This is a genomic window from Micromonospora sp. KC606 (assembly GCF_004348675.1).
In the GTDB taxonomy this organism is placed as follows: domain Bacteria; phylum Actinomycetota; class Actinomycetes; order Mycobacteriales; family Micromonosporaceae; genus Micromonospora.
Genome location: NZ_SMKN01000141.1, coordinates 1 through 15,087, shown reverse-complemented (window position 1 = coordinate 15,087; position 15,087 = coordinate 1). Strand labels below are relative to the sequence as shown.

The 15,087-nt window shown below is 74.1% G+C and carries 13 protein-coding genes and 2 pseudogenes; 7 read left to right on the top strand and 8 right to left on the bottom strand.

Annotation, left to right across the window (positions count from 1 at the left end; all coding sequences use genetic code 11):
• The 4 genes from E1193_RS22410 to E1193_RS22395 form a co-directional block, all read left to right on the top strand.
• A partial coding sequence (locus tag E1193_RS22410) for a lysine 5,6-aminomutase subunit alpha (protein WP_132185153.1) occupies positions 1-1,182 on the top strand: 1,182 nt, incomplete at its 5' end.
• Positions 1,179-1,931 (top strand): OAM dimerization domain-containing protein, encoded by a 753-nt coding sequence (locus E1193_RS22405; RefSeq protein ID WP_132185152.1) that lies wholly within the window; start codon positions 1,179-1,181, stop codon positions 1,929-1,931. The genes E1193_RS22410 and E1193_RS22405, both read left to right, overlap by 4 nt.
• Entirely contained in the window at positions 1,928-2,320 is a 393-nt protein-coding gene (locus E1193_RS22400; protein ID WP_132185151.1) for a hotdog domain-containing protein, read from the top strand. The genes E1193_RS22405 and E1193_RS22400 overlap by 4 nt, the downstream gene beginning before the upstream one ends.
• Positions 2,215-2,781: a glutamate mutase L gene (locus E1193_RS22395; protein ID WP_347877041.1), complete on the top strand. Its 567-nt coding sequence runs from the start codon at positions 2,215-2,217 to the stop codon at positions 2,779-2,781. The genes E1193_RS22400 and E1193_RS22395 overlap by 106 nt, the downstream gene beginning before the upstream one ends.
• A gap of 136 nt (positions 2,782-2,917) precedes the next feature.
• On the opposite strand, the gene E1193_RS22390 is transcribed toward E1193_RS22395, so the two are convergent.
• The 3 genes and pseudogenes from E1193_RS22390 to E1193_RS33840 form a co-directional block, all read right to left on the bottom strand.
• Positions 2,918-3,781 carry a DUF1028 domain-containing protein gene (locus E1193_RS22390; RefSeq protein ID WP_132185149.1) on the bottom strand — a complete coding sequence of 288 codons (864 nt, stop codon included), beginning with the start codon at positions 3,779-3,781 and terminating at the stop codon, positions 2,918-2,920.
• 72 nt (positions 3,782-3,853) lie between these two features.
• Complete coding sequence (locus tag E1193_RS22385) at positions 3,854-4,729, bottom strand: low temperature requirement protein A (protein WP_279433375.1); 876 nt, start codon at positions 4,727-4,729, stop codon at positions 3,854-3,856.
• A gap of 61 nt (positions 4,730-4,790) precedes the next feature.
• A pseudogene (locus tag E1193_RS33840) lies at positions 4,791-5,018 on the bottom strand (low temperature requirement protein A); the annotation flags it as partial.
• 149 nt (positions 5,019-5,167) lie between these two features.
• Between E1193_RS33840 and E1193_RS32045 the strand changes: the two are divergent.
• The gene (locus tag E1193_RS32045; protein ID WP_165945801.1) at positions 5,168-5,314 is read left to right on the top strand and encodes a hypothetical protein; all 147 of its coding nucleotides are present in this window, start codon (positions 5,168-5,170) and stop codon (positions 5,312-5,314) included.
• Complete coding sequence (locus E1193_RS22380) at positions 5,311-6,102, top strand: SDR family oxidoreductase (RefSeq protein ID WP_132185148.1); 792 nt, start codon at positions 5,311-5,313, stop codon at positions 6,100-6,102. Before E1193_RS32045 ends, E1193_RS22380 begins: the two co-directional genes overlap by 4 nt.
• A 94-nt stretch (positions 6,103-6,196) precedes the next feature.
• On the opposite strand, the gene E1193_RS22375 is transcribed toward E1193_RS22380, so the two are convergent.
• The 5 genes from E1193_RS22375 to E1193_RS22355 all read right to left on the bottom strand — a co-directional run bounded on the left by E1193_RS22375 (position 6,197) and on the right by E1193_RS22355 (position 14,323).
• The gene (locus E1193_RS22375; protein ID WP_243707828.1) at positions 6,197-8,563 is read right to left on the bottom strand and encodes a transglutaminase domain-containing protein; all 2,367 of its coding nucleotides are present in this window, start codon (positions 8,561-8,563) and stop codon (positions 6,197-6,199) included.
• Positions 8,560-9,708, bottom strand: coding sequence for a DUF58 domain-containing protein (locus tag E1193_RS22370; RefSeq protein ID WP_132185147.1), 1,149 nt, complete (start codon positions 9,706-9,708; stop codon positions 8,560-8,562). The genes E1193_RS22375 and E1193_RS22370 overlap by 4 nt, the downstream gene beginning before the upstream one ends.
• Positions 9,709-9,721: 13 nt before the next feature.
• Positions 9,722-10,720, bottom strand: coding sequence for a MoxR family ATPase (locus E1193_RS22365; RefSeq protein WP_132185146.1), 999 nt, complete (start codon positions 10,718-10,720; stop codon positions 9,722-9,724).
• 27 nt (positions 10,721-10,747) lie between these two features.
• The gene (locus tag E1193_RS22360; RefSeq protein WP_132185145.1) at positions 10,748-13,375 is read right to left on the bottom strand and encodes a fibronectin type III domain-containing protein; all 2,628 of its coding nucleotides are present in this window, start codon (positions 13,373-13,375) and stop codon (positions 10,748-10,750) included.
• A 150-nt stretch (positions 13,376-13,525) separates the two neighbouring features.
• Positions 13,526-14,323 carry a fibronectin type III domain-containing protein gene (locus tag E1193_RS22355; RefSeq protein ID WP_243707827.1) on the bottom strand — a complete coding sequence of 266 codons (798 nt, stop codon included), beginning with the start codon at positions 14,321-14,323 and terminating at the stop codon, positions 13,526-13,528.
• Between the two features lie 100 nt (positions 14,324-14,423).
• Here E1193_RS22355 and E1193_RS22350 point away from each other — a divergent pair.
• Positions 14,424-15,087 (top strand): annotated as a pseudogene (locus E1193_RS22350) (hypothetical protein); the annotation flags it as partial.

Genomic DNA, 15,087 nt, shown 5'->3' with positions numbered 1-15,087 from the left:
GGGGTGCGGCGGATCGATCGGCGGCGGGCGGAGCGGGATCGCCTGGTGCGGCGGTTCGGGGATCCGGCGCAGCGGCCGTGGATTTATTTGATTGTGGCGACGGGGGATATCCACGAGGACATTCCGCAGGCGCAGGCGGCGGCGCGGGCGGGCGCGGATGTGATTGCGGTGATCCGGTCGACGGGGCAGTCGTTGTTGGATTATGTGCCGGAGGGGGCGACGCGGGAGGGGTTCGCGGGCACGTACGCGACGCAGGAGAATTTCCGGTTGATGCGCGCGGCGTTGGATGCCTCGTCGAAGGAGTTGGGTCGGTATGTGCGGTTGACGAATTACGCGTCGGGGTTGTGTATGCCGGAGATGGCGACCCTGGCGGGGTTGGAGCGTCTGGACATGATGCTCAACGACTCGATGTACGGGATTCTGTTCCGGGACATCAATCCGATTCGTACGTTCGTGGACCAGCGGTTTTCGCGGCAGGTGCACGCGCGGGCGGGGATCATCATCAACACCGGTGAGGACAACTACCTGACCACTGCGGACGCCGTGGATGAGGCGCACACGGTGACGGTGTCGCAGCTGTTGAACGAGTTTTTCGCACATGAGGCGGGGTTGGCGGACTGGCAGTTGGGGTTGGGGCACGCGTTCGAGATCAATCCGGATCTGCCGGAGTCGTTGCGGTTGGAGTTGGCGCACGCGTTGTTGGCGCGGGAGTTGTTTCCGGAGGCGCCGTTGAAGTGGATGCCGCCGACGAAGCACATGACGGGGGATGTGTTTCGGGGGAATCTGCTGGACGGGTTCTTCAATCTGGTGGGGACGATGACGGGGCAGGGGATCCTGTTGGTGGGGATGATGACCGAGGCGGTGGTGACGCCGTGGTTGTCGGATCGGGACATCGCTCTGCAGAACGTGCGGTACGTGTTGGGTGCGGCCGGTGGGTTGGACGAGGATTTCGTGCCGGCGCCGGGTGGGTTCATCCAGCGGCGGGCGAACCGGGTGCTCGGTGCGGCGGTGGATCTGTTGGAGCGTATCGGTGAGCAGTCGTTGTTGACGGCGATCGCCGAGGGCACGTTCGGGATCATGAAGCGGCCGGCGGACCGGGGTAAGGGTCTGGACGGGGTGGCGCGGCACGAGGGTGACTACTACAACCCGGCCACGGAGATCCTGGAGGGTCCGGCGGTATGAGCGGCACGAGGATCGTCCGGCCGTACGGGGACACCACCGGTGACGGGATGGTGCAGGTGTCGTTCACCCTGCCGGTGCCGCATGACAAGCGGGCCGAGGGTGCGGCGGTGCAGCTGGCGAACAGGATGGGCATTGATCCGGCGATGCTGGTGCACGCGAAGCAGATGGGTGACGGGTTCACCTTCTTCGTGGTGTACGGGCGGGTGAACCATCTGGTGGACCTGTCGGCGGTGCAGGTGGTGGAGCGGGATTTTCCGCTGCTGGGGGCCAAGGAGGTCAACGCGGTGGTGAAGCAGCGGTTGCGGCGCAAGCTGTCGGTGGTGGGGGCGTGCATCGGCACGGATGCGCACACGGTGGGTATCGACGCGATTCTCAACGTCAAGGGCATCGCGGGGGAGAAGGGGCTGGAGTACTACCGGGAGTTGAAGGTCACCAATCTGGGTGCGCAGGTGAGCGTGCCGGAGTTGGTGGAGGCGGCGCGGCGGGAGCGGGCCGACGCGGTGCTGGTGTCGCAGGTGGTGACGCAGCGTGATGCGCATCTGCACAACACGCGGGAGATGTCGGCGGCGTTCCGGGAGGCGATGCCGGTGGGGCGCCGGCCGTTGCTGATCGTGGGTGGGCCGCGGTTCGACGAGTCGATGACGGGCGAGTTGGGGGTGGACCGGATTTTCGGTCGGGGCACCACCCCGGGTGAGGTGGCCAGTTACCTGGTGCACGCGTTGATCACGAACAGGAGGGCGAGGGTATGACCGACACGAGGCTGGGGTTGACGGTGACGCACCGGCGGTATGTGCCGTACTCGCACGCCCACTACGCGGGGAACCTGGTCGACGGGGCGTACGCGTTGGGGTTGTTCGGGGATGTGGCCACGGAGGTGTGTATCCGTACCGACGGGGACGAGGGGTTGTTCGCGTCGTACTCGGATGTGCAGTTCCGGGCGCCGGTGCGGGCCGGTGACGTGGTGGAGGTGACGGCGACGGTGACCCGGGTGGGTACGCGTAGTCGCACCATCGACTTGGTGGCGCGGGTGGTGTGCCGGGGCCGCCCGGATCGGGGTGGGTCGGCGGCGGAGGTGTTGGCGGAGCCGGTGGTGGCGGTCACCGCGACGGGCACGGTGGTCGTGCCGTCGGCGGTGTGAACGTCGCGGTGTGCGTCGATGTCGGGTCCACGTACACGAAGGTGGCGGTGGTGGACCTGGCCGGTGGCGCGTTGGTGGCGGCTGCGGCGGCGCCGACGACGGTCGGCACGGATGTGCTGCATGGTGTGGACGCGGCGGTGGCGGCGGCGGCGCCGGGGCGGCTGGTCCGAACCCGGCACGGTGACGCGATGACCCTGACGGACTTCCTGGTCACCCGGGTGGTCGAGGTCGGTGTACACGGCCTGGACCTGGCCGAGGCGCTGGGCCGGCCGCCGTGGCTGACCCCGACGGCCGCCCGGGTGGTCGCCGACCTGCTGACCGACGGTCGGCCGGTGCCGGCGGCGTTCGGCGGGGATCCGCTCACCCTGATCCGCAAGGCCACCGGCCGCGCTCCGCTCGCCGCCGGGGAGCGGGACGTGCTGGTGGCGGGCGGCCTCCGTCGGCTCTCCTTCGCGGCCTGAGCCGCCGAGGCCACGCGCGCAACCCGAGACCGGACGGCCTGACCCGGGGGCCACGCCGGGCGGGCGCTGCACGCCACCGAACGAAGGAGGCACCCAAGCCGACGAGAGCACGGCACCGTCCGGCAGGTACGCCGGATCAGGTTGCCTCGCGTGGCGCCGGCACCCGCGCGACACCGCGCCGCAGCTGGGTCAGGACCAGCGGGTCTATCCGGCCCGGCACCAGCCGCTCCTCCAGGTTCTCCAGCCCGGCCCAGGCGGCCAGCGCGTCGTCGAGCCCTGCCGCGTCGACCCGGTGGCCGACGGCGGCCAGCAGGGCGGTGACCTCGTCGGCGAGCGGGCCGGCGAGGTCGAGCAGGGTGGCCGGGTCGGGCTTGCCGAACATCACGGTGTGGATGCCGAGCAGCCGGCCCAACTCGGTGACCGGGTCGGGGTGGTCGTCCACCCGCAGGTCCACCAGCTCGTCGCCGGTGCCCGCGTACCCGCCGTGGCGCTCGACCACCAGCAGGCCGGCGCTCTGCCGGCCGCGCCGGTCGCCGCCGGCCTCGTCGCCGGCCCGCAGCGCGGCGAGCAGCCGCTGCGGGAACGGCAGCGCGTCCCCGGCCAGCCAGGCGTCGCGGACCGCGTCGAGGACGTGCGGGCCGGCGAGAATGTTGCCCTGTACCGCCCAGCCGTCGCCGGCCTGCCCGCCCGCCCACGGGCGGCACCGCGGGCCCGTCCAGGTCGCGCCGACGCCGTCGGCGCCCACCACACCGAGCTGGCGGTCGTCCCTGCCCGGGTCGGCGGCGACCAGCCCGGCCACCACGTCCACGGCGGCGACGCCGGTGCGCAGCAGGGCGAGCCCCTGCTGCCGGTAGGCCAGGTTGGCGTGCGCCTGGGTGGCGACGGCGCCGACCCGCGCCTCGGCCGCCGGCACCAGCGCGCCGGCGGCGAGGAACCTGCTGGCCACCGCGACGCCGTGCCGGCGCCCGTCGGCGCAGCGGGCCACGATAGAGAAAGTCACGGGTGGAGGCTAGCGCCGGCCGGCAGGCGTCGACACGCAACGTGACGGATGCCTCACGCACCGAAGGGCGCCTCACATCGGCGGTGCGGCCCCCTCCGGGGGCTTGCCCCGGGACCGGCGCGCGTCCGCCACCGCCACCCCGCCCAGCACCACCGCGGCCAACGTCGCCGAGATCAGCGGCGGGGCATGGACCAGCCACGGCACCGGCACCAGCAGGACGCCCACGGCGACCCACCGAGAGGGCGGGACCCGGCCGAAGACCTCGTACTCGAAGCGGGCCCGCCCGGCGAGGAAGACCACCGGACCACCGATGATCATCGCCACCCAGGCCGTCTCGGGATGGCGCAGCGGGTGCGAGATCGTCAACTCGTAACCGATCGCGGTCGCCACCAGCCCCACCACCATCACCAGGTGGGTGTCCGCCGCCGGGCGCCGGGACCTCGTCACCGCCTCGGCCAGGATCAGCCCGGCCCGCTGCACATAGATCCGCCAGAGCAGCACCGATGTCACGACAGCCACCGCGAAGGCGGCCGTCGGCGCCGGGTCGTACGAGCCGGTGCTGTACGCCAGCCCGATGACCAGGATCGTCTCGCCGAGCGCGACGAGGAAGAACTGCTGGTACCGCTCGGCCAGGTGCTCCCCGGCGATGTCCCAGCGGCTGATCGTCGACCCGCCCAGGCCCGGCACCGGCCAACCGGCCCGGGCCGCGAGGTACTCCAGCGCCAGCGCCGACGCCCAGAGCCCCACCCGGGTACCGGTGGGCAGCAACGCGCCGGTGATCCACAGCACCCCCGTGGCGCTGAAGGTGACCAGCATCCGCAGCTTGAGCCGGCGGAACTGGTGCCGGCCCAACGCCAGCAGCAGGATCGCCGGGCGGGACACCTGTGCCGTCACGTACGCCACCGCGAACACCATTCCGGCCTCGGTGAACGCGCGGGGGATCGCCACCCCCCATCACCATGCTGCACACCAGCGCCGTGACCACCAGCGTCTGCAACCAGCTGTGCCGCGGGTCGTAGCGGCTGGTCGTCCAGGCGGTGCCCTGCCAGACCGCCCACAACGCGAGCAGCAGCAGCAGCGTCTTGCCGCCCCCGGTGATCGGCTCCCAGCCGTCGGTGCCATGCGGGTCCAGGGCGAGGTCCTCGAAGGCCCGGAACGAGATCCGGGTCAGCGCGAAGATGTAGACCAGGTCGAAGAAGAGCTCCAGGAACGTGGCCCGCTGTGACGTTTCGGTCATCGCGACCCGACTGCCGTCCCCGGCTCTCACCGCCGTACCCCCGCCGTCCGGCCCACCCCGCGTTCGTAACATCCCGGCGGGCCCTGACGACGGGCAACAGCCGCATTCGGCACTTGTTCCCGTGCGGCACACCGGGCACGATCGACCGGATGACGACCCGATGGGGCATGACGGTGCCACTGGGCGGAGTTGCCCTCGCCGACCACGCCGCGGCCTACGCGGCCCCGGACCGGCACCACCGACGTCTGAGCGCCGCGGCCCTGATCACCCGGCCGGGGGAGGGACGCCGAGAATGAACCTGACCGACCGGATCGCGGTGGTCACCGGCGGAGCGGGCGGCATCGGCGCTGCGTTGGCCCGCCGGTTCGCCGCCGAGGGCGCGGCCGCCGTCGTCGTCGCCGACCGGGACGCGGCGGCGGCCAACCGGGTGGCCGACGGCATCGGCCCGGCGGCGCGTGCCGCCGCCGTCGACGTCTCCCTCGAGAGCGATCTGCGTGAGCTGGTCGCCGACACCGAGCGGCGGTACGGCCGCATCGACCTGTTCTGTGCCAACGCCGGGACGGCCACCGGTGCGGGAATCGAGGCCGACGACGCCGACTGGGACCGCGCCTGGCGGGTCAACGTCATGCACCACGTGTACGCGGCCCGCGCGGCGCTGCCCGGGATGCTGACCCGGGGCGAGGGCTACCTGTTGCACACCTGCTCCGCGGCCGGGGTGCTGACCGCCGTCGGCGACGCGCCGTACACCGCCACGAAGCACGCGGCGGTCGGCTTCGCCGAGTGGCTGGCGATCACCTACCGGGACCGGGGCGTCAAGGTCAGCGCCCTCTGCCCCCAGGGGGTGGACACCCCGATGCTCTCCGACGGGTTGGCCGCCGGGCAGCTGGGTGCCCGGGTCATCACCGCCTCCGGCGCGGTGCTGACCCCCGAAGCGGTCGCCGACGCGACGATCGTCGGGCTGGCCGAGGAGCGTTTCCTCATCCTTCCGCATCCCGAGGTCGCCCGGTACGCCCTGCGGCGTGCCGAGGACCCGGACGGCTGGCAGGCCGGCCTGCGCAAACTCATCCGCCGCCTCGCCGGCTGAAGATTCCCGTACCGCCCCTCTCGCACCGGTTGCCCGCACGACCATGTGATCGACCCCAAGGTTGACCGGAGGACGGGTCGCGGGTAGCGGTCGGTCAGGATCGCCAGCGCAGGGGAGCGGGGTGGACGGACCAGACGAGACGGCGCCACCAGGGGCGGGCGGCGTGGAGCGCGGTCACGTAGCCGGCCGCCTCCGATGCCGCCCGGTCCGCCTGCGCGACGGTCAGCGTGCCGGGGGCGAACGCGGCCTGGTTGAGCAGCCCGGCCAACTCCTCCACCCCCGGCGTCGCCCCGGGGGACGGCGTCGGCAGGGCGGTCAGCGGCAACCCGACCGGGTCGGCCGCACCGCTGTCGCCCCCGTTCTCGGGGTGGCCGGCCACGGACGGGACGTCGATCCCCCGCCCCGAGCGGGCGGCGCGCGCCTCGACCAGAACCTGCCGGGCGCGGACCGCCACCTCGGTGGCGGCCAGGTCCCCGCCGACCGGCCGGCCAGCCAGCCGCAGCGCGTCGGTGACGTGCCGCCAGGCGCCCACGACCCGGTCGGAGGGGTCACCCCCACCGAGCCGGGACCGGGTCTGCGCCCGGCGCATCCTGGCCAGGACGCCGAGGACCACCCCGACCAGCAGGGCCAGGACGCCCACCACCAGGGCGGTCAGCGCCGGAGCCGACAGCCCTCGGTCGGCGCCGTCCGCCTCCGTCGAGGTGACCGCCGGCGGGGTGGCCGTCGGCTCCAGGGACGGCTCCGGCACCTCCGACGGCGGCGGCACCTCCTTCGGTGGCCGGAAGTCCTCCCCCACCGGGCGGGGTTCGGCGTCCGGGCGGGGCAGCGGATCGAACGGCACCCAGCCGACCCCGGAGAAGAGCACCTCCGGCCAGGCGAACGCGTCCGCGGCCCGGACCGGCCCGTCACCGCGCGCCGAGAACCCCACCACCACCCGGGTGGGCAGGCCGGCCAGCCGGCCCAACACCGCGAACGCCGCCGCGAACTGCTCCGACGTGCCCCGCTGCCCACCGCCGTTACGCGGACCGAACAGGAAGAAGCTCAGGTTCGGGTACGCGTGCCCGCTCGGCGCGTCCGCCACCACCCGGTAGTGCTCGGCGAGAAACTGCTCGATCGCGGCAGCCCGCGCGTACGGGGCACCGTTGTCCTCGGCGAGCTGGGCAGCGAGGCGCCGCAACGGCTCCGGCGTCCCGTCCGGCACCCGCAACACCCGGGCCACCTCGTCCCCGGCGGGCACGTCGGCCGTGGCGAGCAGATTCGCGTCCGGTTGCTCCCGCACCGACGTCACCGTGTACCGCAGCCCCGGCGTCAGCCCCTCCGGGCGGATCAGCGTCCCGGTCGCCGGGTCGAACGCCACCCGCGCGCCGGTGACCTCGCGCGGGGTGGCCACCGCCGGCAGCAGCCGGCCGGTCAGGCCCGACACGGTGATCTCCTGGCGGACGGTGTCCACCGCCCCCGGGCCCGGATCGGCGGCCGGCAGGACCCGCCCCGCGTTGCGGTACGTCGCCCCGACCCGCCAGGTCACCCCGTCGTAGTCGCTGAGCACCGCCAGCCGGATCCGGGTCTGCGCCCCGGCCGGCGCGAGCGTGGTGACGCCCAGCAGCTCCTGCTCCGGGTGCAACGCCCACCCGGAGATCCGGATCAGCGGGTTCTCGTCCAGCGACTCCACCCGGGGCGGCTCCACGTACCGGCGCGGATCCATCGGCCGGTCGTCGACCCGCGCCGCCAACGCCGGACCGAGCAGCGCCGCCAGGCCCACCACCACGGCCACCCCGGCCGCGCCGCCCGCCACCACCCGGACGCGCACGGCCGCCCGCACCGCCGGCGGCAGCGTCGCCGCCGGGTCGTCGACCTGTGCCTCCCGCCTGCCCGGAGCCGCCAGACCCAGGGCCACGGCGGCGGCGAACGCCACCGACGGCCAGAACGCCGGATCCGCGTTCGGACCCACCACGTAGAGCGCGCCCGCGTAGAGCAACGCCGGCGGCAGGAAGCCGAGCAGCGACCGCCCGGCACGCAGCGCCACCTCGGCGCCGGTCAACCCGGCCAGCCAGGTCGCCACCAGCGGCACCAGCACCGTGTCCGGGGCCGGCTCGACCGGGATCAACGCGGTCAACAGCCGGGGGATGCCGTTGCGGGCCGCGTCGACGACCACCTCGACGAAACCGCCGGGCAGCGCCGCGTGCCGGGCCGCCAGGTGCAGCCCGACCAGCGTCCAGCCGGCCATCGCGGCCACCGACACCGGAGCCACCAGCCAGGACCGCAGCCGCCGGGCCGCCGCGCTCACCAGCACCGAGCCGACGGCCGCGCCGCCCATCAACCAGGTCAGCAGGTCACCCGCGTACACCCGGCCGAGCACCACTCCGGGCAGCGCGACCAGCACCACCAGCGCCAGCGGCACGGGCGTCGCGCGCAACCACCGCGCCGGACCGGACCGCCCGCCGGCGGAGGCCCGCGACGTCACCACCGGCGAACCCCGTCCCACTCGGCGGCGAACCCGGCGCCGTCGACGGCGTCGAGCACCACCAGGCCGGCCGCCGCGGCCGGCGTCGGCGCGTCCGTGCCGAAGACCGCCACCAACACCGACGGGTACGCCCCGCGCAACGCCCCCACCTGCCCCAGGTCGTCGCGGCCGCCCGGACCGGTCAGGAAGACCAGGGTGTCGCCGGGGCGGTCCCGACGCAACCGGCCCGCGCAGCCGCGCAACGTCTCCACGCCCCCGTCGGTCAGCTCCACCGCGGTCAACCGGTCCAGCGGCGGCTCCCCGGCCCGGTCCCCGCCCGGCGCCACCAGCAGCAGCACCACCGGCAGGTCCTCGCGCACCGCGGCCGTCACCACCGACGCCGCCGCCTCACAGGCCGACTCGAACGACTCGGCCACCCCATCGACCCGCTCCGGGTGGGCCGTCGCCCGGTTGTCCAGCAGCACCACGATCCGGGGCAGGCTGGTGTCGACGTTCTCCCGCACCATCAGCTCGCCCACCCGGGCGCTGGTACGCCAGTGCACCCGACGCAGCTCGTCGCCGACGACGTACTCCCGCAACGAGTCGAAGGTGATCGACCCGTGCGGGACGCTGTCCGAGCTGCCGTCCAGGCTGCGTCCCGCGCCGGTCGGCACCGCCCGCAGCGGATGCACCCGGGGATGCACCCACACCGGCACCGTGCGGCCGTACGACCGGGTCAGCGCCACCAGGCCCAGCGGATCCCGCCGGGTCACCCGCAGCGGCCCCACCGGCACCACACCCCGTCGCCCCGTCGGCACCTCGTACTCCACCGTGGTGTCCCGACCGGGACGCAGCCGCAGCACCGGCACCGGCACCCGGCGCGGACCGCACCGGTCCTCGGCGAGCAGGCTCGCCGCCCGCAACCGACCGGTGTTTCGCACCGTCACCGTCATCCGGGCCGCCTCGCCGCGCGCCACCCGATCCGGGTCCGCGTTGCGGGTGACCTCCAGCCGGGGCCGCCAGGCCGCCGTCACCACGGCGTAGCCGACCGCCACCCCGGCCGCCGCGCCGAGCAGCACCAGCTCCGGGTACGCGTACCGGAAACCGACGCCGAGCAGCAGCACGGCGGCGACGAGCAGCCCGGTGCCCCGGGCGGTGATCCCCATGGCGGCGGGCCGGTCAGCCGTGCGCCGGGGCCGGCTGGCCCGACGGCAGCGGCACCGGCACCGACGCGACCGCCTGACGCAGCACCTCGGCGGCGGTCACCCCGCGCACCTGCGCGTCGGGGGTGAGCAGCAGCCGGTGCGCGAAGACCGGCTCGGTCAGGATCTTCAGGTCCTCCGGCATGATCCAGCCCCGGCCGTCGATCAGCGCGTACGCGCACGCCGCCCGGGTCAGCGCGATCACGCCCCGGGGACTGACCCCGACCCGCACCTGCGGATGGGTGCGGGTCGCGGCGGCCAGCCGGACCGCGTACGCGTACAGCGGCTCGGCGATGTGCACCCGGCGTGCCATGTTGACCATCTCGCCGACGGTGGCGGTGTCGGCGACCGCGCTGAGCGAGTCGGGGGAGCGGACCGTGGCCCCGCGCAGCACCTCCACCTCGACCGACTCGTCCGGGTAACCCACCGACAGCTTCACCAGGAACCGGTCCAACTGCGCCTCCGGCAGCCGGTACGTGCCGTCCATCTCCACCGGGTTCTGGGTGGCCACCACCAGGAACGGCTGCGGCACCGGATGCCGCACCCCGTCCACCGTGACGGTGCGCTCCTCCATCACCTCCAGCAGCGCCGACTGGGTCTTCGGCGACGCCCGGTTGATCTCGTCGGCGATGACGATGTTGGCGAACACCGGCCCCGGGTGGAACTCGAAGCCCCGAGTGGCCTGGTTGAAGATGGTCACCCCGGACACGTCGGAGGGGAGCAGGTCCGGGGTGAACTGGATCCGCCGCCACTGGCCCTGCACAGTCGCCGCGATCGCCCGGGCCAGGGTGGTCTTGCCGACCCCGGGCACGTCCTCCAGCAGCACGTGCCCCTGGGCGAACAGCGCGGTCAGCGCCAACCGGACCACCTGCGGCTTGCCCAGCACCACCGCGTTGACGTTCTCGGCCAGCCGGGCGGCGAGGGCGGCGAAGCCCTGCACCTCCGGCTGGGTGAGTGGTTCCTGGGGGCTGTTCACGGTGCTCCTCGGCTGGATGATCCGGCGTCAGCAGGTGGGCAGCATCTTGATGTCGTCGCCGCCCTCCAGGTTGAGCCAGGCCCACGGGATGTAGTTGCGTCCCCCGTACTCGACCTGCACCCACCAGGTGCTGCGCTTGTTGTTGTTGTAGATGTAGGCGTACACCTCTTCGCCCGACTTCTTGCAGTACGCCTTCAATCGTCTGCCCGGCTTGGCCCAGCCGACCTGCCGGTCGTCGTCCTGCCGGGTGACCGAGAAGATCTCGTTGCCGTTGCGGCCGTCGACGTCCCTGTTGCAGTAGGTGGCCTCCGCCCCGGAGTCACCATTGCGGCAGGTGGCGACGCCGTATAGGGCGCCGGTGGTCTGGGCCCGGTTCGCGGTGCCCTCGCCGGCCGCGTTGCTCGCCGTCACCGTGAACGTGTACGACTTCCCCGGTGTCAACCCGGACATGGTGATCTTGGAGCAGCCGCCCGGCTCCGGGGTCTCACCGGCGGTGCTCAGCGTGCAGGTGGCCTGCCCGCCGCCCGCGTCGACGGTGAACGTGACCGTCGCCGTGGTGGCGGTCGCCGACGAGCCGGTCACCGTCACCCGGGGCGGCGCCACCGTACGCGCGGTGGTGGTGGCCTCCGGGCCGGGGCCGGCCTCGTTGACCGCCCTCACCAACACCCGCACGTTCTGCCCGTTGCCCAGCCCGGACACCGTGGTCTGCGTGTCGGTCACCTCGCTGACCTTGCCGGCCACGTCGACCCGGTACGTCGTCACCGGCCGGCCGTTGTCCGCCGAAGGGGACCACCGCACGGCGATGGTGCCCGGCTGGTCGGCGACCGTGCTGGCGCGCAGGTCGGCCGGCTGCCCCGGCGGCGCGAACGGCACCACCGTGTTGCTCACCGGGGAGGCCGCCGAACCGGCGCCCTTGTCGTTGACGCTGACCACCGTGAAGGCGTACTGGGTGCCGTACTCCAGCTCACCGGCCGGGACCACCAGCTCGGTGCGGGTGGACTCGCCCACCGGGGCGTTGGTGCCGGCCGACGTCGCGGTCACCGCGTATCGGGCGATGGTGTTGCCCTGGCCGTTGGCGGCGGGCCAGGTCACCCGCACCGTGCCGTCCGGCCGGGCCTCGGCGGTCACGCCGGCCGGCGGGTCCGGCACGGCCGCCGTCGGGGTGACCGGGTTGCTTCTGCGCGCCGGCCCGGCGCCCTTGGCGTTCACCGCGTGCACCGAGAACGTGTACGTCCTGCCGTTGGTCAGGCCGGTGATCTCGACCGCCCGCTGGTTGGCGCCCACCTCGTGCCGTCGGCCGTCGCCCTCCACCACGTATCTGGTGATCTCGGCGCCGTTCGCGGCGGCCGGCTTCCAGGTCACCCGGGCCTGCGCGTTGCCGGCGGAGGCGCTGACCGACCGTGGCGCGCTCGGCTTGCCCACCTTCGGCTTCTTCGGGGGAGGCGGCGGCGGGGGAGCCGGCGGCGGGTCGCCGCCGAGCACGTCGTTGGCGTACTTGTTGACCTCGCGGACCTGGTGCTTGTCGTTTACCACCCGGGCGACGGAGGAGTCCGGCGCGTTGATGAAGAGGTGGTTCTCCCGCACCTCAATCTCCAGCGGGCCGGCGGCCTTGCCGGTGACCGTGTCGACCAGCCGGCCGGCGCCGTCGAACGCGTAAACGGTGCCGCTGGCCTCGTCGGCGCAGTAGAACCGGCCGGCCCACGCCACGGCCGGGCTGAGCCGGTCACCGGCGCCCGGCACGGTGAACTCACGCACCTCGGCGCCGTCGGCGACGACATGCACCCGCCGCTCGCCGGTGACCGTGACCGGCACGGCCGGGCCGCTGGTCCGTTCCGGCAGCGTGCCGGCGGCGGACATGGTCAGCGGGAAACGGCGGGTGGTGCCGCCGCGGATTGTGACCAGCGACGCCGAGGTGCGGTCGAGCACCGCCACCCCGTCGTCCAGCGTGGACACCACCAGCTCGTGGCTCGGCCCGGCGACCGAGTACGTCTCGACCTGCTCCGGACCGGGCCCACTGGCGGAGCCCGCACCCGCCGGGGTGGCGGGCAGCCGGGCCGCGGTGATCGCCGAGACCGTCCCCTCGCTCGGGATCGCGACCCAGAGCCGACCCTTGCCGTCGAACGCGCCCCCGGTGATGCCCGGCGGATACCGCACCGGCTCGCCGACCGGGGTCAGCGAACGCGGGTCGAGCTGCCGGACGATGCCCTGCACGGCGTCGACCACGAAGGCCGCGTCCTCGTGCAGGGCCACGTTCACGCCGAGGCCGGGTGTGGTCGGGGTGGTCGCGGTGATCTGGAGGGTGGCCAGGTCGAGCGAGCTGACCTGCCCGGTCCTCAGGTCGCGCAGGACCAGCAGCCGGTCGGTCTGGGTGACCTGCATCGGATGCCGGCGGGCCCCCGGGACCCCCATCCGGGTGTCCACCCGGGCGGTGACCCCGTTGACCCGGGCGATCTCGCCGCGCGCCGCGCTCCACAACCAGCTGCTGGCGTCGTAGTTGGCCACCGCGTTGTCGGCGGCCCCCAGCCCCAGCACGGTGAGCCCCATGGCGGCCAGCAACGCGCCGACGGTGCCGATGGTGACCAGCCCACCCCGCATCCGTGAGCGCCGGACCGGTGTCGGGCTGTCGGTGCTCACGGCATTGTCGATGGTGGCCACAGCCGGCTGCCTCCCCGTCTGGCTCTCCCGGCGGCGCCGTGCCCCGGCGACCTCCCCTGAGCCGTGGGACATCATATGGGCCGACCCGGCACACCGGAACCCGCACCGTCGATGCGGTGGACACCCAGCGTGTACGGTGTGGACGGACGGTCAGCCGGCCGGTGAGCGCCGCTCCCGGTCGGTGCAGACCTGACCCGACGTGGCGAACGCGTCCGTGGAATAGACCGCCAGCACGGTGAAGCAGTAGTCCACCGCCCCGCTCAGCCCGTTGACCGTGTACGACGTCTGTCCCGGGTCGACGGTCGCCATCACGCCCAGGGACTTGCCGGCACGACCCCCGGCGACCATGAACGGCACGCTGCCACTGGTCGGATCCGACCAGCTGATCGTCACACTCGTGTCGTCGTCGCGCAGCGCGAGGTCGCCGGGCGGGGCGCCGGTGGCCCTCGGCGCGACCGGGGAAGGACCGTCCGTCGGCCTGGGCGTGGTCTCGTCGCCGCCCAGCGCCACCGCGCCGACCAGGCCGGCGACGGCCACCACCAGCACACCGACCACGACCGCGACCACCACCGGGCCGCGTCCGCGCGGCTCGGGCTCGACGTCCATCGGGTACGCCGGCGGCGCGACCGGGCCCCGGGGGACGTTCGCCGCCAGAGGTGGCTCCTGGTCGACCGGTGCCGGCGGCCCGGGCGGGGCCTCGTCCGGTAGGCGCTCGGGGACGTCGTAGGCCACCAGTGGCTCGTCGACCGACTCCGCCGGCACCTCCCGGTCGGCCGGCGTTGTGGGGTCCGGGCCGGGCCGGTCGTCGAGGGGCGGCGCGGTCAGCGGCTGCGGCGGCGCGACGCTGCTCCACGGCGGAGCCGTCAGACTCCACGGCGGCGCGCCGCTTGCCGGAGCGGCACTGACCGGCTGGGCCGGCGGGGCGCTGGCCGGCAGAGGGGGTGCCACCGGCCGGTGGGGTGCCCACAGCGCGTTCACCTCCGGCGGCGCGCTGATCGGCGGTGCGCTGATCGGCGGCGCAGCGGCCGGCGGCCGAAAGGTGGATGGCGTGCTGGTCGCCGGCGGCGCGCTGACGGCGTTCGGAGTGCTGGGTGGCGTGCTGGTCATCGGCTGCGCGGGAACGGGCGGTGCGCTGACGACGGGGGGTGGGGGCAGCGGGCAGGCTGACGGCGGTGCCGCGCCTATCGGCATCGCGCTCACCGGGGCGGCGCTGACGGGGGCGGCCTCCGGTCGGCCGGCAGCGTCACGCCGTGTCGCCGGTCCCGTCTGCTCGGCCTCCTCCCGCAGCAGCGGCCCGATCTGCTGGACCTGGATGGTTGGCCGGTCCCAGCCATGCGGCGTCGGCGCCGACGGCTGCGGTCGGTGGGGTGCCGCGGCTTCCGGCTGCCCGGGCGGCATGGCCGGAACGGGCTGCGGTGTGACGGTGCTGTCTGCCTCGCTCGGAACGTCGGTGCGTGGGTGCCGCGGTGGCGCGGGCATCGGTGCCGGCGCGACGGGCCGCGGTGGCGCGGAGACGGGGATCGGCGCGACGGGCCGCGGTGGCGCGGTGGCTGCTGCCGGGGCTGGCACGACGGGTGGCGGTGGCAGCGCCGCGGTGCGCGGTTGGGCTACGACCGGCGCGGTGGACACCGGAGCGGCAGGAGCGGACATCGGCCGCGGCGGCGTGCCCGGTGGCGCCCCCACCGGGTCGGGCTGCGCGGGCGGTGTCGTGC

Bases quoted from the DNA above. Each gene is read 5' to 3' on its own strand.
- E1193_RS22370 (WP_132185147.1), bottom strand. From the start codon at position 9,708: ATGGGGATCACCGCCCGGGGCACCGGGCTGCTCGTCGCCGCCGTGCTG.
- E1193_RS32045 (WP_165945801.1), top strand. From the start codon at position 5,168: ATGACGACCCGATGGGGCATGACGGTGCCACTGGGCGGAGTTGCCCTC.
- E1193_RS22400 (WP_132185151.1), top strand. From the start codon at position 1,928: ATGACCGACACGAGGCTGGGGTTGACGGTGACGCACCGGCGGTATGTG.
- E1193_RS22405 (WP_132185152.1), top strand. From the start codon at position 1,179: ATGAGCGGCACGAGGATCGTCCGGCCGTACGGGGACACCACCGGTGAC.
- E1193_RS22380 (WP_132185148.1), top strand. From the start codon at position 5,311: ATGAACCTGACCGACCGGATCGCGGTGGTCACCGGCGGAGCGGGCGGC.